Source organism: Mucilaginibacter lappiensis (assembly GCF_900155965.1).
In the GTDB taxonomy this organism is placed as follows: Bacteria; Bacteroidota; Bacteroidia; order Sphingobacteriales; family Sphingobacteriaceae; genus Mucilaginibacter; species Mucilaginibacter lappiensis.
Window position 1 is genome coordinate 140,624 of sequence record NZ_FTMG01000008.1, and the last position, 21,125, is coordinate 161,748.

General features: G+C 44.7%; 13 protein-coding genes. 12 read left to right on the forward strand and 1 reads right to left on the reverse strand.

The features are described from left to right. The first annotated feature begins 129 nt into the window (after nucleotides 1-129). The 3 genes from BW976_RS16305 (at nucleotide 130) to BW976_RS16315 (ending at nucleotide 5,025) form a co-directional block, all read left to right on the forward strand. Nucleotides 130-1,239 (forward strand): twin-arginine translocation signal domain-containing protein, encoded by a 1,110-nt coding sequence (locus BW976_RS16305; RefSeq protein WP_076374385.1) that lies wholly within the window; start codon nucleotides 130-132, stop codon nucleotides 1,237-1,239. Between the two features lie 359 nt (nucleotides 1,240-1,598). Next, complete coding sequence (locus BW976_RS16310) at nucleotides 1,599-2,693, forward strand: hypothetical protein (protein WP_076374386.1); 1,095 nt, start codon at nucleotides 1,599-1,601, stop codon at nucleotides 2,691-2,693. 10 nt (nucleotides 2,694-2,703) lie between these two features. Continuing rightward, nucleotides 2,704-5,025: a GH92 family glycosyl hydrolase gene (locus tag BW976_RS16315; RefSeq protein ID WP_076374387.1), complete on the forward strand. Its 2,322-nt coding sequence runs from the start codon at nucleotides 2,704-2,706 to the stop codon at nucleotides 5,023-5,025. 21 nt (nucleotides 5,026-5,046) lie between these two features. On the opposite strand, the gene BW976_RS16320 is transcribed toward BW976_RS16315, so the two are convergent. Next, nucleotides 5,047-5,949: an AraC family transcriptional regulator gene (locus BW976_RS16320; protein ID WP_076374388.1), complete on the reverse strand. Its 903-nt coding sequence runs from the start codon at nucleotides 5,947-5,949 to the stop codon at nucleotides 5,047-5,049. 334 nt (nucleotides 5,950-6,283) lie between these two features. Between BW976_RS16320 and BW976_RS16325 the strand changes: the two genes are divergently transcribed. From BW976_RS16325 to BW976_RS16365, 9 genes are all read left to right on the forward strand, one after another. Beyond that, entirely contained in the window at nucleotides 6,284-7,081 is a 798-nt protein-coding gene (locus BW976_RS16325; RefSeq protein WP_076374389.1) for an SDR family NAD(P)-dependent oxidoreductase, read from the forward strand. Nucleotides 7,082-7,085: 4 nt separating this feature from the next. Beyond that, a complete protein-coding gene (locus BW976_RS16330) occupies nucleotides 7,086-8,321 on the forward strand; it encodes an enolase C-terminal domain-like protein (protein ID WP_076374390.1) in 1,236 nt (411 codons plus the stop codon). Between the two features lie 87 nt (nucleotides 8,322-8,408). Beyond that, nucleotides 8,409-10,064, forward strand: a complete 1,656-nt coding sequence (locus tag BW976_RS16335; RefSeq protein WP_076374391.1) for a sodium:solute symporter family transporter — start codon at nucleotides 8,409-8,411, stop codon at nucleotides 10,062-10,064. Between the two features lie 11 nt (nucleotides 10,065-10,075). Continuing rightward, nucleotides 10,076-10,507, forward strand: a complete 432-nt coding sequence (locus tag BW976_RS16340; protein WP_084192220.1) for an L-rhamnose mutarotase — start codon at nucleotides 10,076-10,078, stop codon at nucleotides 10,505-10,507. 178 nt (nucleotides 10,508-10,685) lie between these two features. After that, nucleotides 10,686-12,968, forward strand: a complete 2,283-nt coding sequence (locus tag BW976_RS16345; RefSeq protein ID WP_076374392.1) for a glycoside hydrolase family 95 protein — start codon at nucleotides 10,686-10,688, stop codon at nucleotides 12,966-12,968. A gap of 345 nt (nucleotides 12,969-13,313) precedes the next feature. Then, the gene (locus BW976_RS16350; protein ID WP_076374393.1) at nucleotides 13,314-15,251 is read left to right on the forward strand and encodes an SGNH/GDSL hydrolase family protein; all 1,938 of its coding nucleotides are present in this window, start codon (nucleotides 13,314-13,316) and stop codon (nucleotides 15,249-15,251) included. 4 nt (nucleotides 15,252-15,255) lie between these two features. Then, nucleotides 15,256-16,557, forward strand: coding sequence for an alpha-L-fucosidase (locus BW976_RS16355; protein ID WP_084192221.1), 1,302 nt, complete (start codon nucleotides 15,256-15,258; stop codon nucleotides 16,555-16,557). Between the two features lie 13 nt (nucleotides 16,558-16,570). After that, a complete protein-coding gene (locus tag BW976_RS16360) occupies nucleotides 16,571-18,904 on the forward strand; it encodes a glycoside hydrolase family 95 protein (protein WP_076374395.1) in 2,334 nt (777 codons plus the stop codon). Beyond that, complete coding sequence (locus BW976_RS16365) at nucleotides 18,882-21,011, forward strand: alpha-galactosidase (protein ID WP_139332319.1); 2,130 nt, start codon at nucleotides 18,882-18,884, stop codon at nucleotides 21,009-21,011. The genes BW976_RS16360 and BW976_RS16365 overlap by 23 nt, the downstream gene beginning before the upstream one ends. Nucleotides 21,012-21,125 lie beyond the last annotated feature (114 nt).

The window sequence follows — 21,125 nt, forward strand, 5'->3', positions numbered from 1 at the left end:
TGTTTTATAAAAACAGCTGGATAGGGGCCGGATAAATAATTTCTTTTTTCGTGCCTTAAGGTATCGAAAATTTGAAAGAAAATACATTATCTTAGCATTATGTTCATACAATAGAACAATTATAAACCCATGGAGAAATCGAGAAGAAATTTTATAAAGAATTCGGCCATTGCATCCGCCCTGGTTGCCGCCGCGCCTGCTAAAAGTTTTGCTATATTACATCAGGATATGAAACCAAACGACCAAACTATAGGCCAGGGAGAGTTTACCTACAAGGCCGATAAAAACTGGGCCAAGATCAGCGTAAACAGTAATCCGCTGGCCAATTGCCACGAAATGGTACAGGACAGCAAAGGCCGCCTCATTATGCTGGGCGACCATACCCATAACAACATCCTGATATTTGATAAATCGGGCAATTTGCTTGACTATTGGGGAACATCCTTGCCCGGAGGCCATGGTTTAAGTATCAGCAAAGAGGGCGGCGAAGACTTTTTATTGTTGACGGATTGCGGATGGGCCCAGGATAGAACAGGTAATAACTACGGTCAATCTGGCCAGGTATTGAAAACCACACTTGATGGTAAACTGATATTCGCCATAGGCCACCCGCGAACCATTGGTATTTATAAAGACGATGAACCTTTTAAACCCACCGAAACCGCTGTAGCTCCCAATGGCGATATTTATGTGGCCGATGGTTATGGTTCCGATTATATTATCCATTACAATAGCAAAGGGCAATACATCAATCACTTTGGCGGCCACCATAATATCAATAAAGATCATAACCTGGTGAATGCACATGGCGTAACAGTTGACATCCGCGATAAAAATAACCCAACACTGATATGTACCTCGCGCGAGGAGAATTGCTTTAAAGTATTTACGCTGGACGGGAAATTCATCAAACGTATTGATATGCCGGGAATGTACGTATGCCGGGCGGTGATCAACGAGCAAAATATTTATGCTGGTGTATGCTGGTCGAAAGATGCGGCTGGGAAACGTTTTGATTACTCGGGATTTGTAACGGTGTTGGATGCGAAGGATAAAGTAGTGTCTAATCCGGGTGGTGCTGCTCCGGTTTATAAGAACGGGGTATTGCAGCAAACCCTACAATCGGTTAACCCGATTTTTCAGCATGGTCATGATGTTTGTGTTGACGAAGACAAAAATGTTTACGTATGCCAATGGAACGCTTACCATACTGCTCCGGTGAAATTGATCCGGGTGTAAATGAGGTTTCATGGGGTGAGAGAGCTGTATCAGATTTAACACCTCCAATTGTCATTCTGAGCGATAGCGAAGAATCTATTCTACGAGAAGCACAGTTCACGAATAGATGCTTCGTACCTCAGCATGACAAATCTTTTGTAATCACCTCCTGCCTCCATTGTAAAAATAGCGTTAATAATAGCCCGGCATACCATATAACCGGGCTAAATCATAAATTTGCTATCGTTTCCATTTATAATCCATCAACATCGTGTTTTAATCTATGTCGGGCAATCGGTGCCAGCTATATTTTTACAGTGTTTCGGTAAGCTGCGTTTATCCTTTTTTAATAAATTTAAGCAGACAATAATCTACAGCCAATGTTTGAGGAGTTTCTTTTATTACTTGAATCTGAAAAGGGTAAAATTGAAACGGTTTTAAAGCCGCATCTTGATGAAAAAATATTTAAACAGCTGGTGGGTGGTTTTTTTGACGAAACACAAAAGCGTTTTATTGCTTTTGCCTTTATGCCTATAAAGAGATCAATGTTTTATGAGTATGATTATCTTTTTGAACTCTCGACCAGTGGACATTCTGCGATTTATTTCTCAGCAGAAATACCGGATAAGACGAAAAAATACCTTGATCAAAACACTTTTCAGTATAAGTCAATTCAAGAGCTTATTGAAGAAGGACTATATCAAGGGCTTTTAATTACTTATACCGGCGAGTTTGATTTTGATGAATGGAATATCTTAAGGGATTGTTGTTTTTCGGATAGTGGGGATAAAAATAAATTGCTCAAAGGTAAGGTGGACGGGATCAAAGAAGGAGGATTAAAAGAGATTTTCTTTAATAGAACCAATAGCGTTTTCCAGGAAGCATTGGAGCATCATACAAAGCTGATGAGCTATGTGCAAACTAAAAATGAAGCTATTACCATACCTTCGGAATTAAAGCCTTTCGTTGGCCATTCAAACCTGGTAGCGTTGGTCAGGGCTGAGAAAAAGCAGAAACTAAATCTTGCATTTCAGGACTATATTAAAAAGGCTGTTTATCACCCTTTAATTATTAGTCTCAAAACAAATTACCCGGATATATATGAAACTGTTTGGGGCTTTTATGGGAATGATTGCAATTTTTTAACCCCATCGCACCGACAATTCTGTTTAATGCTATTTATGGCGACATACAAACGCAAAAAGTCGTTACTGCAATTTTACTTTTACCATTTACAGGAAAACAAGCTATATAAATGGATATATTTTGAATTGCATCCGTACAAGGAAAAATTCGATTATGATCTTATTCAGAGAGTTTTTTCTCCAATATCGAAACTGGATAACATGGATTATATTCATGATCCAAGATGTAATTTTGATGACGACGACTTCTGGAACAATTTTGTGCTTAAAAAGAATAATGGAGAATATCAATATTTGATAGAATACAAAGCCACTATTTCAACACCTTAGTAAATAAAACATGCTCAAAAATAATATACTGAAAATTGTAGCTATCAGCCTGTCGTTATCTTTCCATGCGGCATTGTTTGCTCAGCAAAAACAACTGGCCGACTATGTGAACCCCTTTATTGGTGCCAGTACAAATATGCAGTCGGCGGGTAACCCTGCGGGTTTGGGTAAAACTTTTCCGGGAGCTGCTGTTCCATTTGGGATGGTGCAGGTAAGTCCGAATACCATAACGGGTGGAGATAACGGACCGGGTTATAGCTATGAGCATAAAACCATAGAAGGTTTTGCACTTACTCAAATGAGCGGCATTGGTTGGTATGGTGACCTGGGCAATTTTTTGGTGATGCCTACCACAGGGACATTAAAAACCAGTGCGGGTAAAGAGGGGCATCACGATGGTTATCGTTCTTACTACGATAAAGCCAGCGAAAAAGCATCTGCAGGTTATTATTCAGTGATGCTGACTGATCATCAGATCAAATCAGAATTGACGGCTACGCCGCATTGCGGTATCATGCGGTTTACGTTTCCGCAAAACAGCGGTTCGCGGATCCAGATTGATTTGGCCCATCGTGTTGGCGGCACCTCGGTCAATCAATATGTAAAAGTGGTTGACGACCATACCATACAGGGCTGGATAAAATGTACGCCCGAAGGCGGTGGCTGGGGTAATGGTGCCGGGCATGCTTTTTACACGGTGTACTTTTATGCCCAGTTCAATAAATCCTTAAAAGAGTGCGGTGTATGGAGCGCTAACATCCCGCAGGGCCAAACCCGCAAACTGGAAGATATTGAAAGTGCCAAATATCAGGACATTATCGCACATGCTGCCATATTGCCAGGAACCAAAGAAAAGTTGGGTAAACACCTGGGCTTTTACACCGATTTTGACACCAAAGCCAATGAACAGGTGATATTGAAAACAGGTATCTCTTACAACAGCATTGAGGGAGCAAAGAATAACCTGGAAACCGAAATTAAAGACTTTGATTTTGACAAAGTTCACCTGCAGGCTCGTGCCTTGTGGAATAAGGCTTTATCAAAAATACAGGTGACCGGTGGATCAACTGAAGACAAGTATAACTTTTACACCGCCATGTACCACACCATGATTGATCCGCGCACGTTTCAGGATGTGGATGGGAAATATCCCGGCGGCGATCTGAAACCTCACGTAGCTGATCATTTTACCAAACGAACCATTTTTAGCGGCTGGGATGTATTCCGCAGTCAGATGCCGCTGCAAACCCTTATTAATCCTGGTTTGGTGAACGATCTCATTAATTCGCAGGTTACGCTGGCTACCGAGAACGGTTCTCACTTTTTTGATCGCTGGGAGTTGCTGAACGCCTACAGCGGATGTATGATTGGTAGTCCGTCCATATCTGTTATTGCAGATGCTTACGCCAAAGGCATCCGCGGTTATGATGTTAATAAGGCCTATGAGTATAGTGTGAATACCAATGCTAAAGATGGTAATGGACAACGTGGTTTTACCACGGGTGGCAACAGCATATCCGGCACGTTGGAGTATGCTTATTTTGATTGGTGTATAGCCCAACTGGCTAAATCGCTTGGTAAAAAAGAGGATGCTGCTAAGTACGAAGAAAAAGCCCTGGCTTATAAAAATGTATGGGATAAAGATAAAAACTGGTTCCGCCCGAAAGATAATAATGGCGACTGGCAGCAATGGCCTGCAGCTGGCAGGTTGCAGCAGGGCTATGGTACGGTAGAAAGCAATCCCTATCAACAAGGCTGGTTTGTTCCGCAGGATGTGCCGGGTTTGGCCAAACTGTTGGGTGGCAATGAAAAAGCCATTGCCGATCTGACCAACTTTTTTGAAAAGGCCCCTGCTAATTTGCTTTGGAACGATTATTACAATCATGCCAACGAACCGGTACATCATGTGCCATTTTTATTTAACCGTTTAGGTGCTCCATGGCTTACCCAAAAATGGACAAGGATCATCTGCCAGCGCGCCTATCACAACAAGGTTGAAGGATTAGTAGGTAACGAAGATGTGGGCCAAATGTCGGCCTGGTATGTGCTGGCAGCAAGCGGTATAGCCCAGGTTTGCCCCGGAGATATGCGCTATGAGATCACCAGCCCGGTATTTAGTAGAGTGAAAATTAACCTGGATTCTAAATATGCCAAAGGAAAAGTGTTTACCATTTTAGCCAAAAATAATTCGGCGGCCAATGTATATACCCAAAGCGCTACTCTGAACGGTAGACCATATCATCATTGTTATCTGGATTATGCCGCTATTGCATCAGGTGCGACTTTAGAGTTGGTGATGGGGCCTAAGCCTAATAAGTCCTGGGGAAAGTAAAGGAGGTATTTATTAACCTTGTCACCCCGTGTTCTTCGCCGTAACCCGGTACTGCTCGGGTGAGGAACCAACATACTTTTTAAAAATGCGCGAAAAGTAATAAGGGTCTTCATATCCCAGGTTCATAGCTACCGCTTTTATTTTATGATCATGAGTGTAAAGCAGCTGACAAGCCTTTTGCATTTTTAAATGTATAAAGTAGTCGATAGGAGGCATGCCAGTAGCTTTCCGGAAGATGTTGGAAAAATGCGATACCGATAAGCTTTGCCGGGCAGCCATATCTTCCACGGTTAACTTCTGGCTGATATTACTGCGCATGTGGTTGATGGTTTTGGTAATGATATCACCATCATTCTCGTGATTATTTTGCACGTGCCGCTGCGGAAACAAAAATATAGCTATCAAATGATGCAGGCAAAAAGCTGCATTGCACAGGTTTTCTATGCTGTAGCCCATTTCCAATGTTTGATAGATGTTTTGCCATATCTCTATGGCCTTTTCATTAAAGGGTATTTGTATAGGACCTTTATGAATATTTAAGTTGAGTGATTGATTAAGGGCCTGAATATGATCGCTGGTATAATGCACCCAATAAATTGTCCAGGGATCGTCTTTGTCGGCCCAGTAGCGAATGTATTGATCAGTAGCTGGTATAATGATAAACTGGTTTGATGTTACCTCATAGCGTTTACTATCCAATATGTAATGTCCCTTTCCCTGCAGGCAGTAGATCAGGATATTATCCTCACAGCCCTTCCTGCGCTCGCGGTAATGTGCAGCGGCTTTCGGGAAATAACCTATATAAGTAATATAAATACGAAAAAGCTGGGGGTTCTTATCTTTCGCTTCCCGCAGTATCTTTTGCGGAATAGCCAAAAGCTTTTCTCCCATAAAGCCATCCCGTCTTTTGAAACTGCTGCTCATGAATGTAATAATTGGTTTTGTAATTGAATATTACATCAACAAAGAATCTGTCCGTAATATATGATGCTATTATATATAAAACAATCGGCAAATACAATCATTTAAGGCGTATTGTAAACACCAGATAGTATTTTGCCAATATCCTTTACTTATCTACTGATATTTAGTTGAATAATCCATTAAGAAAACTGTTTTTCCTATTATAAACAATAATGCAAGGCTTTACTTTTGAATTGTTCTGTAAGCACCAATTTAACCATACTGTAAATGAATTTTAGGGAGATACCGCTACATCGTAGCCGATACAATTCCCTGACTTTAACTATAAAAATATATGTTACTCAAAAACAAAGTAATTTTTTTGACAGGGGGCACCGAGGGGATTGGACTGGAATGCGCCAAAGTATATAGCGCTGCCGGGGCCCGGTTGAGCATCATTACTAACAACGAGGCGAGTATTGAACTAGCAAAAGCGAAACTTCCCAAAAGCGAAATATTGTTTATAAACGCTGATGTATCAGTAGCCGCCGACATGCAGCAGGCCATTACTGAAACTGTAGACCATTTTGGTAGTCTTGACGTGATCCATAATAACGCCGGTATCTCAAACCCCTCAAAAGCGATACACGAAACTACTGCCGAAGAGTGGGATAAAGTATTTGACATTAATGTGAAAGGCATTTTTAACACTACCCGGTTTGGTATTGATGAGCTCAGAAAAACAAAGGGAAATATATTGAATACAAGCAGCCTTGTTGGAGAGATAGGACAGGAGATCCACGCGGCATATAGCGCCACCAAAGGTGCTGTTAATGCGCTTACCAAATCAATGGCGCTTGATTACGCGCCTTATGGTATCCGGGTGAATGCCGTTGCCCCGGCAGGTGTATGGACACCTATGCTGCGCAGCTGGAGCCAGCAGCAACCCGATCCGCTGACTATTGAAAATTATCTGGATGGCATACACGCTTTGGGCTATTGCCCCGAAGGTGATGTAGTGGCTGATGCCTGCTTGTTCCTGGTATCTGAGCAAGCCCGTTTTATTACAGGCTGTATTTTACCGGTAAGCGGCGGTGCCGAATTGGGCTATCGTAGTGTTATCAACCCATTAAACCAATTAAATCAGAGCTAAATACATGATAAAGAATATTGAAGTTGACGACGTACGCTACGCCCTTGATGGCAGCGCCGGAAGTGATGCCATACATACCAATCCTGTTTACTCCTACGCGGTAACCCGTTTATTTGATGATAGCGGACTAACAGGCACAGGTTTTGCCTTTACTCTGGGTGAGGGAAACGACCTGGTTTGCAAAGCAGCCCATTATTATGCCGGCAAACTGGTGGGTAAGGATATTGAAGAAACCATGGCCGATTTTGGCCGCTTGTTTAATCAGCTTTCGAATGATCAGCAATTCAGATGGTTGGGGCCGCATAAGGGTGTGGTGCACCTGGCGCTGGCTTCGGTTACTAACGCCTGTTATGATCTTTGGGCCAAAAAGAGGGGTGTTCCGCTATGGAAATTATTGAATGATCTTTCGCCCGAACAAATTGTGGCTACACTTGATCTTTCGTACCTCGAAGACGAACTAACCCACGCGCAGGCTATCCAAATGCTGACGGATCAAAGATCAACCAGTCATCAGCGGGAAAATATTTTGCAAACCGGCTATCCGGGTTATGACACTTCTATCGGCTGGTTCAATTACTCCGACGAAAAAGTGCGCGAAAACTGCAAGAAAGCGCTGGAAGAAGGTTTCACGGCCATGAAACTTAAAGTAGGTTCTGTCGATCCGGAAAGGGATATCCGCCGGGCGCATATTGTACGTGAGATAGCCGGGGATAACGTGAAAGTTATGTTGGATGCTAACCAGCAATGGAACCTGCCGCAGGCTATATCTATCTGTAATAAATTCAAAAGCATGAACCCTTATTGGATAGAGGAGCCTACTCATCCGGATGATGTGCTGGCCCATAAAACACTGGCCAACGCCGTAGCCCCGGTAAAACTGGCTTTGGGCGAGCATGTACCCAATAAGATCATCTTTAAAAATTACCTGCAAACCGGCTGCGCCTCCTTTATCCAGGTGGATGCTGTGCGGGTAGGCGGGGTAAGCGAATTTATTACGGTAAGTCTGTTATGTAAAAAATACGGCGTACCGGTAGTGCCACACGTAGGCGACATGGGGCAGCTGCATCAGCACCTGGTATTGTTCAACCATATTTCGATGGGTCACGAGGCTTTGTTTTTAGAACATATACCGCATTTACAGCAGCATTTTGTAAACCCGGTACATATCAGCAATGGTGTATACATCACCCCTCAGGAACCCGGCAGTAGTTGTGACTTGATAGCGTTAAGTCAAAAGTAAAAATTCAAAATATAAGTATAACGGGAAGATTGATAAAGCAACAAAAGTTTGTCTTAATTCTTATCTCTTGATTCTAAACAAAAAACCATGATCCATACGCCCGATTTAATCATCAGTGCCTTATACATCGCCTTTATTTTTGTCATAGGGCTATGGTCGGGTATCCGTCATCAGCGTAAAACCAGGAATAATAATAACGAGGCGGGAGAGTACTTTTTAGCCGGGAAAAAACTGCGCTGGCCCATGATCGGGTTAGCCTTGTTCGCCACCAATATATCCTGCGTGCATTTGGTGAGCCTGGCGCAAAGCGGTTTTGATAAGGGCTTGCTCAATGGCGATTTTGAATGGATGGCGGCTTTTACGCTCATCTTGCTGGCCTTGTTCTTCGCCCCGTTCTATATTAAATCCGGTGTGGCTACACTGCCCGATTTTTTGGAGAAAAGGTATGATCGTGCAAGTCGCGATTGGCTGGCTATCATATCAGTGGTATCTGCGGTGCTTATTCATATCGCGTTTTCCTTACTGGCCGGTGGGGTGGTACTACATACGCTGTTTGGCGTTGATACGTATACCAGCGTGATCGTTATCTCTATCATTACTACTATTTATACCATTGTTGGCGGTTTAACTGCAGTGGTGGTGACCGAATCTATCCAAACCCTGGTGTTGTTGGGTGGCGCTATCATCATGAGTGTTGCTGCCTACAACAAAATGGGTGGCTGGGAACCTATGGTTGATGTATTAAAACATACCGGCGAAATGAACAAACTCTCCATGCTGCGCCCGCACGGTGATCCGAGCGGTATGCCCTGGTACGCCGTATTTTTGGGCTACCCGGTATTAGGGATCTGGTATTGGTGTGCCGATCAAACCATTGTGCAGCGTGTGCTGGGTGCTAAGGACGAGAACCATGCCCGCGTAGGGCCTTTATTTTGTGGTTTTATAAAAATACTACCCGTTTTTATTTTTGTGATGCCCGGCCTGTTTGCCTATACGCTGGCACAAAGCGGTCACCTGGATATTTCGGCATTAAAATCGGTTGTTGGCGGGAAAGAGGTGGTTGATAGTAAAGGCATCTACACCCTCATGATCACACAGTTGATACCGCAAGGCTTGATAGGCGTACTGGTTGCCGCCCTGTTATCGGGTTTAATGAGCCAGATCTCGGGCGCGTTAAATTCTATATCCACCATTGTAAGTTATGATATTTATAAACGCTATAAACCCAATGCACAGGATGCCGGGCTGGTAAAAGTGGGCAAAATAGCCGCCGGGGTATCGCTGGTTTTGTCGCTGGCTCTGTTACCCTTGCTTAACCGGTACGGCAGTATTTTCGATGGGTTGAATGATATTATAGCGCACATAGCTCCACCCATAACCTGCGTGTTCTTATTAGGTGTTTTTTGGAAAAAGGCATCGGCAGTATCAGCCAAATATACCTTGTGGATAGGTTCGGCTATTGGCGTGATCGTATTTGCCATGAATAAGTTGTTCCCGGATACGGTAATAGGGCAGGTACCCTTTATGATGATGGCTTTTTACCTGTTTGTGATGTGTGTATTGATACAGGTAACGCTATCCTATGCCTACCCGGTAATACACACTAAAGAAAGTTCAGCACTCTACTGGCGATCGCCCTGGGAACCTCTGCGCGGTCCTGCATGGCGTGGTTTAGGGAATTACAAAGTGCTCTCGGTATTACTGGTAGTAATCATGGTGGTGCTTTTTTACATTTTTAGATAACTAGTATGTATATGAAAAAACTCTCAATAGCGATCCTCTGCCTGCTGGCTTTCACCGGATGTAACCAGCAGCAAGCGCAACAAGCAGCCACCGATACGGTTAAAGTAAAACGCTTTGGTATGGTCACCGGCTTAAAACCCGAAAAGTTGGCGTACTACAAAAAACTGCACGCTGCGGCCTGGCCGGGGGTATTAAAAAAAATCAGGGAGTGCAACATCCGTAACTATTCCATCTACATTCAAAAAATCGAGGGCAAGTATTTCCTGTTCAGCTATTTTGAATATGTGGGGGCCGATTTTGACAAAGACATGGCCCTGATGGCTGCCGATACCACCACACAACGCTGGTGGAAGGAAACCAATCCCACACAAAATCCATTACCTGAGGCAGCGGCCCAGCAAAAAATATGGCAAAATATGGAAGAGGTTTTTCATACCGATTGATCAGGCTAATGAGTAATTGTAACAATTATCATTTGTGTTTAAATTAAAACTGTAAGTATTACATTTAATTTATATTTTTAGCCACGATTGCTGCATCCAGGTGCTTTTGGAGATAGAATACGGTATGAATATCCGGAGCAAGCAATAAAACCAATTAAACACAAAATTTTTGTTTCTGATGATTAAAAAGATTGCTTGCTTTTCGCTTTTTTTAACGCAAACCGTATGGGTGTTTACCGCAGGAGCCCAACAGGTAAACCCGGGCCTGCATCAAAAAAGTTTAACGGTTTGGGATGATAAACCCGCCAAAACCTGGATGACCGAAGCTTATCCCATAGGTAATGGCCGCATGGGTGGTATGGTTTTCGGCGGACTTGCCCAGGAGCATATCCAGTTTAACGAGATCAGCCTGTGGACAGGCGACGAAAATGAAACCGGCGCTTACCAGGCCTTCGGCGATCTGTATATTGATTTTAAAGGTAAAGATTCCACCCAAAAAATACCGGCAAATTATCGCCGCCAACTGGATATTAGTAAAGCGGTACAGCAGATCAGTTATACCGATGGCGGCGTAGCTTACCAACGCGAGTATTTTTGCAGTTTTCCCGGTAAGGTGATGGTACTGCATTTTACTGCTGATAAAAAGGGTGCCTATTCGGTCACTATTAAATTAAAAGATGCCCATAACTCGGTGGTTACTGCTAATGGTACCACATTGCAAATTACCGGCAAGTTAGATAATGGCCTGGCCTATGACGGCGAGGTAACTATTAAAACAGAAGGTGGTTCTATCCAAGCGGAACCGGATGGTAAAGGTGGATCGCAATTGGTGATCAGTAAAGCCGATGGTTTTACCATATTACTGGCAGCGGCTACCGATTATAGTAACAAACGCGACCAGCACTGGCGCGGCGAAGCTCCTGGCATTAAAGTAAAACAGGCACTTTCGGCGGCTCAGGGTAAAACCTTCGCGCAATTATTAACAGCCCATTTGCAGGATTACCAAGCTTTATTTGGCCGGGTAGCTATTAACCTGGGCAATACCCCGGCAGAGCAGGCTGCTTTACCAACCTACAAACGCCTGATGGCTTATAAAACCAAGGGCGATCCACAATTAGAAGCTTTATTATATCAATATGGTAGGTATTTGCTCATCAGTTCATCACGTGAAGGCGGGTTGCCTGCTAACCTGCAAGGTTTATGGAACGAAAGCAATAACCCACCATGGCGCAGTGATTATCACTCCAACATCAATATCCAGATGAACTACTGGCTGGCCGAGCCTACCAATCTTTGGGAATGTTATGTTCCATACATTGATTATATCAATAGCATGCGCGAGGTGAAAAAAGAAAGCACCCGTAAGCAATATCCCGGCGTTCGCGGCTGGACGGTAAAAACTGAGAACAATATTTATGGCGGTTCCAGCTTTTTGTGGAACACCCCCGGCAGCGCCTGGTATATGCAGGGTATTTGGGAGCCTTATGCCTTTGCGCTGGACAAAACCTATCTTAAAAACTTTGCCTATCCCATTTTGAAAGAAGTAGTGGAGTTTTGGGACGATCACCTGAAACGCCGTCCCGATGGAACGCTGGTATCTCCGCTGGGCTGGTCGCCCGAGCATGGGCCTACCGAGGATGGCGTAACCTACGATCAGGAAATAGTATATGACCTGTTTACCAATTATATTGAAGCTGCCGATGCTTTGGGTATAGATAAAGCATACCGCGACCATGTTGCCGATATGCGGGAGCATCTGCTGTTGCCCAAGATTGGTAAATGGGGACAACTACAGGAATGGGAAACCGACCGCGATGATCCTAAAGATACCCACCGACACTCTTCAAATCTGTTTGGCCTGCATCCGGGCAGAAGGATTAGTCCCCTGAAAACACCGGAGTTAGCCAAGGCTGCAAAAGTAAGCTTACTGGCCCGTGGCGATGTGTCAACAGGCTGGTCGATGGCATGGAAAATAAATTTCTGGGCACGCTTGCTGGATGGTAACCATGCCTATACTATTCTAAATAATTTTATAACACTGGTTGGTGGCTCAGGAGTTAACTACAATGAAGGCGGCGGTTTATATGCCAACCTTTTCTGCGCCCATCCGCCATTCCAGATCGATGGAAACTTTGGTTATACAGCTGGGGTAACCGAAATGCTGCTGCAAAGCCAAACCGGCGAACTGCAATTACTACCCGCATTACCAAAAGCATGGCTAACAGGCAGCGTACAGGGTCTGCGTGCCCGCGGCGATTTTGAGATTGTGAACATGGAATGGAAAGACGGCAAAATTGTTAAGCTATCTATTAAATCATTAGCTGGTGGTGAGTGTAAGCTGCAAAGTCCTAATGGTTTAAAAACTGCTGCACAGGTTTCAAAAACCGATGGAGCAGGTAATGATGTGGCTTATAGCTTTAAAACACAGGTGGGTAAGGTTTATGATTTTGTGGGGAATTGATAACGCCGCAGAATCGACTCGCCAACGATGAATATTAAAAATAGCGTCATTGCGAGGTACGAAGCAAAGAGCCCCCTCTAAATCTCCCCCTGAAGGGAAGGCTTTTGGAAATGTTTTAAAGCCCTCCCTTCCGGGGAGGGTTGGGTGGGGCTCTTTGTTTCGTACCTCGCAATGACGTGGTGGGGAAAGAAGCGCAGACGGGAGAGTCGTCTACGCAATAGCATTTCAAGGGGGATTGTCCATCTACTTCAAAGATTTATCCATTTTTTGAGATATAATTAGCCAATACATTTACCAAACCAGTAAGAAGCCTTCCGGCGAAACCATTATAACAGAATACCAGGCATGATGAAATTTAAATACTTATTTATTTTAGCTATATCGTTCGGCGCTTTCTTACCGGTAAAAGCCCAGGACAAAGCCAACCTTTGGAAAGGTTTTGAAAAAGTAACCGTAAGCATCGACGGGCACAACGCTTATTATGTAAAACCAAAACAGGCATTGCCAGGCAATCCATGGGTGTGGCGCGCATCCTTCCCGGATTGGCATACCGAAATTGACAGTATATTGTTGACCAAAGGATTTTATGTAGCCTTTGTTAATGTCGATAATCAATATGGTAATCCGCAAGCATTGCAGGTTTGGGATAAATTCTATGCGTATTTAACCGAAAAACAATCATTTGCTCATAGGGTAGCATTGGAAGCGGTGAGCCGTGGTGGTTTGTATGTGTATGGCTGGGCCAAGCGCAATCCGGATAAGGTAAGCTGTATTTATGGCGAAACCCCGGTTTGCGATTTTAAAAGCTGGCCCGGTGGCAAAGGTAAAGGTCCGGGTGATGCCAATAGCTGGAAAGAGCTGAAAGAAGTATACCATTTTACCGAAGAACAGGCACTAGCTTATAAAGATAACCCTATAGACAACCTGGATGGGCTGGCCTCGTTTCGTGTACCCGTACTGCATACCATCGGCTTGAACGATAAGTTGGTACCTCCTGATGAAAATACATACCCTTTTGCCAAAAATTACCTGGCTTTGGGTGGCCCGGTGAGCATTCAGCCCATAACCCAGGGCCCGGTAGAATTACAGGGACATCATGTTAAAATTGATCGCCCTGAGTATTATGCCGACTTTATCTACAGCAATTCATACCCGGTAAAAAATGAGTTGCGGTACAGCAATTATGTGACCACAGCCAGTAAACTCAATAACTTTTATTACGCGGTTACGGTAAAAAAGAAGGCCACGGTTTCGTTCCTTGGAGGATCCATCACCTTTAACCCAGGCTGGCGCGATAAGATCTGCCGGTATCTGAAAGAAACCTATCCCGAAACAGATTTTCATTTTATAGCTGCCGGTATCCCATCCTTAGGCAGTTTACCGCATGCTTTCCGCGTACAGCGCGATATCCTGGATTCGGGCAAAACCGACCTGCTGTTTTTAGAGGCAGCGGTGAATGATCGGGGTACCGACAGCACCACACAGGTACGTGCTTTGGAAGGGACAGTAAGACATGCCCGCAATGCCAATCCGTATACTGATGTGATCCTGATGGCCTTTGTAGATCCTCAGAAAATGGAAAATTACGCCAAAGGCAAGTTATCGCCCGAATTATTTAACCATGAACTGATAGCCAGGCATTATAACCTGCCCTATGTAAACCTGGCACTGGAAGTGAACGATAAGATCAAAAATAAAGAACTCACCTGGGCCGATGATTTTAAAGATATCCACCCGGCATATTATGGTCAGGAGCTTTACTTTGCCACCATAAGAACGCTGTTACAGGAATGCGTGGAGGATAAATACAAGGTGCCGTTTAAGATACCCGTACCCCAGGTAATTGATAAGGCCCGCTATGAAAATGGCAGCTATTACGACCTGGCCAATGCCAAACTGGGCAAAGACTGGCAGATTACCCCAGATTGGGACCCGAAAGATGGTCTTTCTACCCGTCCGGGTTTTGTGCATGTGCCGGTACTGAATGCCGATGAACCGGGGGCAGAATTAACACTCCCGTTTAAAGGTAACGCGGTAGGTATTGCTGTAGTAGCCGGTGGCGACGCGGGCACGATATCCTACGCCATTGATAACGGCCCATATAAAGATAAAGATCTGTTCACGGAGTTTAGCAGTTGGTTGCATCTGCCTATTTATCATATACTGGGCGATAATTTGAGCAATGGCAGCCATGTGCTTAAAATTAAAATCAGCGATAAAAAGAACGGTTCGAGCAAGGGGCATGCCTGCCGCATTGTCCATTTTTTGGTAAACAATAAATAAACATATGATGAAGAAAAAAGCGGGGTTGATGATGGCCCTGGTATTAAGCATTTGCGCGGTATTTGCCCAGGAGGTTAAAACACCTAAGGTGGTTATGGATCAGTTTATGGACAAGCGCTTTGGCATGTTCATCCATTTTGGCCCGGTAACCCAGCGCGGTACCGAAATTGGCTGGAGCCGCAATAAAGAGGTAGCCCAGGCCGATTATGATAACCTGTACCACGAGTTTGATCCGCGATTATTTAATGCCGATACCTGGGTGAAAACCGCTAAAGATGCCGGTATGAAATACCTCACCATCACCGCTAAGCATCATGATGGCTTTTGCTTATGGCCAACCGCTTATTCTGATTATAACATATCCAATTCGCCATTTAAAAGAGATATCGTTGGCGAGTTGGCACAGGCCTGCAAAAAGCAGGGTGTAACTTTTTGCATCTATTTTACGGTTTTAGACTGGCATGATCCTGATTATCCTATCCATAACCCTTACGATTCTACAAAGAATGTTAAAGGCGATATGACCGCCTTTAAAACCCGAATGAAAAATGAGCTGAAGGAAGTGATCACCAAATACAAGCCCTTTATGCTTTGGTTTGATGGTTACTGGGAAAAACCCTGGACAAAAGAAGATGGCAAGGAAATATACCAGTTCATCAAAAGTGTTGATGCCAATGTTATCGTCAATAACAGACTGGGAAAAATCAGTGAAAAGCTGAATGAAGAATCTGTAGGTGATTTTTTAACGCCAGAGCAACGCATAGGGGAGATCAACATGAATGAACCCTGGGAAAGCTGCATTACCATTTGCAACCAATGGGCCTGGAAACCAAACGACCAGATGAAGTCATTAAAACAATGTATCCAAACGCTGGTAACAACGGCGGCGGGCAATGGTAACCTGTTGTTTAATATTGGCCCAGCTATGGATGGCCACATCGAGGCCCGGCAGGTGAAGCGCCTGCAGGAAATGGGCGATTGGTTAAAACAGTATGGCGAAAGTATTTACAGTACGCAAGGAGGGCCTTATGCGCCTAATGCCATCTACGGTGCTACCCGTAAGGGCAATAAAATATACCTGCATGTTTTTCAGCGTAAAGATGGGATGCTGACTATCCCCGCTATTCCGGGTGTAAAGATCACCAAATCCTATTTTATGAACGGGGATGCCGTAACGATTAAGGCAGATAAAAACAATTATCAGATCGGCCTGCCAGCCACCCTGCCCGATGAAAATTGCTCGGTAATTGTTCTGGTGCTTGATAAAAACGCTCAAGGCATCCCGGTAATACTTACTAAAGCCTAATTATTTACAACCGATGATAACCAAACGTCTCACATCAATAACAAGCATTTTGTTATTAACCTCAACGCTAAGTTTTGCGCAAAAACAAGCATTGAGGCTGCATTACGATAAGCCTGCTGCCGTATGGGAAGAAACCTTGCCCCTGGGTAATGGTCGCCTGGGTATGATGCCCGATGGTGGGGTGAACGATGAAAAGATTGTGCTGAATGACATTACCCTGTGGTCGGGCTCGCCACAGGATGCTAATAATTACGAGGCTTACAAACAGCTGCCGCAGATAAAAGAGTTGCTGCTGGCCGGTAAAAATGTGGAGGCACAGGCGCTCATTGATAAAGACTTTGTATGTAAAGGCCCGGGTTCGGGTGGTGCACGATGGGGTTGCTACCAGGTTTTAGGCGATCTGGACCTGAAATTTGACTATAGCAAACCCAATGCGCAGGTTACCAATTACCAAAGATCGTTATCTCTCAATACAGCCGTGGCTAATTGCAGCTACCTGGTTGATGGCGTTACTTACAAACGCGAATACTTCACTAGTTTTGGCGACGATGTAAACATGATCAGGCTAACGGCCGATAAACCCGGCAAGCTGAATTTTAGCATCAATATATCCCGCCTGGAGCGGTCGGCCACCAGTACCAGCGGCAATACCTTGTTATTGCAGGGGCGTCTTGATAACGGTACCGATGGTAATGGTATGCAATACCAGGCCAGCGTTAAAGCTAAATTAACCGGTGGTACGCTTTCTTCTACAGCAAACAGCCTCTTGGTTAAAAATGCTACCGAAGTCATTATCTATATATCAGCAGCTACCGATTTCAGAAAGCCCGATTTTAAGCAAAGAATCCAGCGCGATTTGGATGCAGCTGTGAAAAAGCCTTACGCCGCACAAAAGCAGCAGCATATCACTAACTATCAAAAGCTATTTAACCGGGTTGATATTAATTTAGGATCACCGGAAAGTACGGAAACTACCGATCAGCAACTGATCAGTTTTCATAAAGAACCCGGTAATCATAAAGATATGCCGGTGTTGTTTTTTCAGTTCGGCAGGTATCTGAGTATCAGCAGTACCCGTGTAGGTTTATTACCACCAAACTTGCAGGGCCTTTGGGCCAACCAGGTACATACCCCCTGGAATGGCGATTATCATTTGGATGTGAACGTGCAGATGAACCATTTCCCGGTAGAAGTATCTAACCTGTCGGAACTAAACCTGCCCTTGGTTGAGCTGGTACGCGGGTTGGTAAAACCCGGCGAAAAAACAGCCAAAGCCTATTACAATGCCGATGGCTGGGTGGCCCACGTGATCACCAATGTTTGGGGCTGGACGGAGCCCGGCGAAAGCGCTTCCTGGGGTGTAACCAAAGCCGGATCGGGCTGGTTGTGCAGTAACCTTTGGGATCATTATGCTTTTACTAATGATAAAGCTTATTTAAAAAGTATTTACCTGATTTTAAAAGGATCTGCACAGTTTTACAGCAGTATACTCATCAAAGATCCTAAAAGCGGTTATTGGGTTACTGCGCCTTCTTCATCGCCCGAAAATAGTTTTGTGATGCCCGATGGCAGCGGCCGCCACGCCAGTATCTGTATTGGTGCAACTATCGATAACCAGATTATGCGCGAGTTATTTACCAATGTAATTACTGCTTCTAAGACGCTTGGCATCGATAAATCATTCAGCGATACCCTGAAATTGCGCCTGAAACAAATACCGCCTGCCGGTATCATCAGCAAAGACGGTCGCATACAGGAATGGCTGGAAGATTATCAGGAAACTGATCCGCAGCACCGCCACATTTCGCACCTGTACGGTATCTATCCAGCCTCGGAAATTACACCGGATGGTACACCCGAATTGGCCGAAGCTGCCAAAAAAACGCTTAATGTTCGTGGCGACGACGGCCCGAGCTGGTCTATCGCTTACAAATTGTTATTCTGGGCAAGATTACACGATGGCAACCGTGCTTACAAGCTGTTTACGGAGATCATGAAACCAACCACCCGTACCGATATCAATTATGGTTCGGGTGGTGGTATTTATCCCAACCTGCTCTCTGCTGGGCCGCCGTTCCAGATCGATGGCAACTTTGGCACCACCGCAGGTATAGCCGAAATGCTGATACAAAGCCATGCCGGTTATATCGACCTGCTGCCTGCCATACCCGATAGCTGGAAAACATCCGGCTCGGTTAAAGGCCTCAAAGCCCGTGGAAACTTTACGGTTGATTTTGCCTGGAAGGATGGTAAGGTTACCACTTACAAGATCACTTCCCCCGATCCGCGTAGCGTAAGGGTTAAAGTAAACGGAGCGATAAAAAATGTCACTGCCCAAAAAAGCTAAACAATTTAAACTATACATGAAGCCTATTGCAACAGCAACAAGACAATCCATCCCCAAAATAGCCCGGCCGGTTTTAGTGTTCGCACTACTACTGGCTTTGCCATTTGTAAATAAAGTGTCGGCGCAAGCACGTAAACAGCCCGCAGGTCAGGTTTTCATGCCTTATGGTAAAGGTAACGCTATTCTCTATAATCTGAAAAACGGCTTGTACTCTGTGTCTAAAGATAAGTACTTAGCATACAGTAAGGTAAACGCCACCATCTCCCTAAACGGTAAAACCATCTCCACTAAAGATTATACATCCCGCACCTATACCAAAACCGATATCACCGATGGCTTTGGCAAGGGTGTTAAATATATCATTACATTAATTGGTAAAGGCCTTAACCCCATCAAACAGGTGTTTTACACTTATCCTAATCACGAGTATTTTATCACCCAAATAGAAGCTGCCGGGAAAGGATTGCAAACCAATTCCATCATCCCGTTCTCGGGTAATATAGCCGCGGTTGTTGGTGATGCGCGCAGTATTTTTGTGCCTTTTGATAACGATACTTTCATTCGCTATAACGCTAAACCTTTTACCACACCGTTCAGCAATATGAGTGCCGAAGTAGGGGCCGTGTACAGCAACGATAGCCGCAACGGTTTTGTAGTGGGCTCTATTGAACATGAAGTATGGAAAACCGGCATCCGCAGTACCGCCAAAAAAGACAGTGGTAATGCCATCCAGGTTTGGGCAGGATACACAGAAAATGGCGTGACCCGCGATAATATCGCGCACGGAATCATCAGTGGTGATGTGATAAAATCGCCAAAAATACTGGTAGGTTATTTTGACGATTGGCGCACCGGCATGGAAGAATATGCCAAAGCCAACCGCATCGCAGAGCCTCCTTATGTTTTTAACTGGACAAAACCCACACCCGTAGGCTGGAACAGCTGGGGCGTGATGCAGGAAAAACTCACCTATGAGAAAGCCACTAAAGTAGCCGACTTTTTTGCCGATAGCTTAGCCGGTTTCCGTACGGGTAAAACAGCCTTCATCGACCTGGATTCCTACTGGGATTTTATGGTAAAAGGTGGCCCGGAAGGCGATTACAGCAAGTTGAAACAATTTGCCGATTACTGTAAAAGCAAAGGCCTGGAACCCGGCGTATACTGGGCACCATTTACCGACTGGGGCTGGAAAGATGGCCCGCAACGCAAGGTGCCCGGCAGCAATTATACCTTTGGCGACATCTGGACAAAAGTAGGTAATGGCTACCATGATATTGACGGTGCCCGCGCTATTGACCCAACACATCCGGGCACCCGCGAACGCATTGACCTCATCATAGGTAAACTAAAAGCCTGTGGTTTTAAAATGATCAAGATCGACTTTTTGGGTCATGCTACGGCCGAGTCGACCCATTTTTATGATCCCACAGTAACCACCGGCATGCAGGCCTACCGCAAAGGCATGGAATATCTGATTGATAAACTGGGCGACCAGATGCTCATTTACGCCGCCATTTCGCCGAGCATGGCTACCGGTCGTTATGTGCACACGCGTCGTATTGCCTGCGATGCCTTTAAAACCATTAAAGATACCCAGTACACCCTCAATAGTGTAAGTTATGGCTGGTGGCAAACCTTTTTATACAATTATGTTGATGCCGATCATGTGGTACTTTCAACCGAGAGCGAAGGCGCCAACCGAGCCCGCTTTTTATCGGCTGTTATCACCGGTACGGTAATCACTGGCGACGATTTTTCGGTACACGGCCAATGGAGCGAAAGGGCTAAAGTCTGGTACCAAAATCCGGAAGTGATCAAACTGATCGAAAACGGCAAAACGTTTAAACCTGCTGAAGGCAACACTGACGAAAACGCCTCTGAAATGTTTACCCAAAAAATTGGAAATAGTATCTATATTGCCATTTTCAATTATGGCAGTGAGCCCAAAACTTTTGCTCTGGACGGCAAACGCCTCGGTTTAAACAGTAAAGATCAATACGAGTTACATGAGCTTCTACAGGGCGACATCCTGGGTAAAACATTAAACTTTAAGCTTGATGGTGGCGATGCGGCTTTGTATAAATTGGATATCGATGCAAAGAAATAAATATAGGCTGTCACCCTGAGCACCGTCGAAGAGTAGAGCGCAGAGGCCTGCCCGCCATGCTTCGACGGTGCTCAGCATGACACCCTTGAAAAAGAAAACACATTAACACTGAAA

Bases quoted from the DNA above. Each gene is read 5' to 3' on its own strand.
- BW976_RS16305 (WP_076374385.1), top strand. From the start codon at position 130: ATGGAGAAATCGAGAAGAAATTTTATAAAGAATTCGGCCATTGCATCC.
- BW976_RS16310 (WP_076374386.1), top strand. From the start codon at position 1,599: ATGTTTGAGGAGTTTCTTTTATTACTTGAATCTGAAAAGGGTAAAATT.
- BW976_RS16315 (WP_076374387.1), top strand. From the start codon at position 2,704: ATGCTCAAAAATAATATACTGAAAATTGTAGCTATCAGCCTGTCGTTA.
- BW976_RS16320 (WP_076374388.1), bottom strand. From the start codon at position 5,949: ATGAGCAGCAGTTTCAAAAGACGGGATGGCTTTATGGGAGAAAAGCTT.
- BW976_RS16325 (WP_076374389.1), top strand. From the start codon at position 6,284: ATGTTACTCAAAAACAAAGTAATTTTTTTGACAGGGGGCACCGAGGGG.
- BW976_RS16330 (WP_076374390.1), top strand. From the start codon at position 7,086: ATGATAAAGAATATTGAAGTTGACGACGTACGCTACGCCCTTGATGGC.
- BW976_RS16335 (WP_076374391.1), top strand. From the start codon at position 8,409: ATGATCCATACGCCCGATTTAATCATCAGTGCCTTATACATCGCCTTT.
- BW976_RS16340 (WP_084192220.1), top strand. From the start codon at position 10,076: ATGAAAAAACTCTCAATAGCGATCCTCTGCCTGCTGGCTTTCACCGGA.
- BW976_RS16345 (WP_076374392.1), top strand. From the start codon at position 10,686: ATGATTAAAAAGATTGCTTGCTTTTCGCTTTTTTTAACGCAAACCGTA.
- BW976_RS16350 (WP_076374393.1), top strand. From the start codon at position 13,314: ATGATGAAATTTAAATACTTATTTATTTTAGCTATATCGTTCGGCGCT.
- BW976_RS16355 (WP_084192221.1), top strand. From the start codon at position 15,256: ATGATGAAGAAAAAAGCGGGGTTGATGATGGCCCTGGTATTAAGCATT.
- BW976_RS16360 (WP_076374395.1), top strand. From the start codon at position 16,571: ATGATAACCAAACGTCTCACATCAATAACAAGCATTTTGTTATTAACC.
- BW976_RS16365 (WP_139332319.1), top strand. From the start codon at position 18,882: ATGTCACTGCCCAAAAAAGCTAAACAATTTAAACTATACATGAAGCCT.